Source organism: Halorubrum sp. SP9, from assembly GCF_005435015.1.
GTDB classification, from domain to species: domain Archaea; phylum Halobacteriota; class Halobacteria; order Halobacteriales; family Haloferacaceae; genus Halorubrum; species Halorubrum sodomense.
Map to the genome: position 1 here is coordinate 341 of NZ_SGXU01000268.1, position 238 is coordinate 578.

The 238-nt window shown below is 53.4% G+C and carries 1 protein-coding gene; it reads right to left on the bottom strand.

The features are described 5' to 3' along the window. Positions 1-47 precede the first annotated feature (47 nt). Positions 48-238 (bottom strand): hypothetical protein (locus EXE45_RS20940; protein ID WP_206750507.1); only part of this gene is annotated, 191 nt, incomplete at its 5' end.

Sequence of the window (238 nt, forward strand, 5' to 3'; positions counted from 1 at the left end):
CGCGAGTCTATCCGCTGCGAGCGTTCGGATGCGATGAAAGACACTCATCACTCGATTCGCAGAACACGCCCTTTGTAGCTCAGGGTAACCTCGGAGATGTACGGGTCAGTTTGGTTCATGTCTGTCCACTCTGCTTCCCCTTCCACCACGAGGTCTTCACCAGCGTTTGCGGTCAGTTGTGGCTTTGTATCGCTCACTGAAACAGATGTATTGTATGGGGACGAATCAGACGCAGACG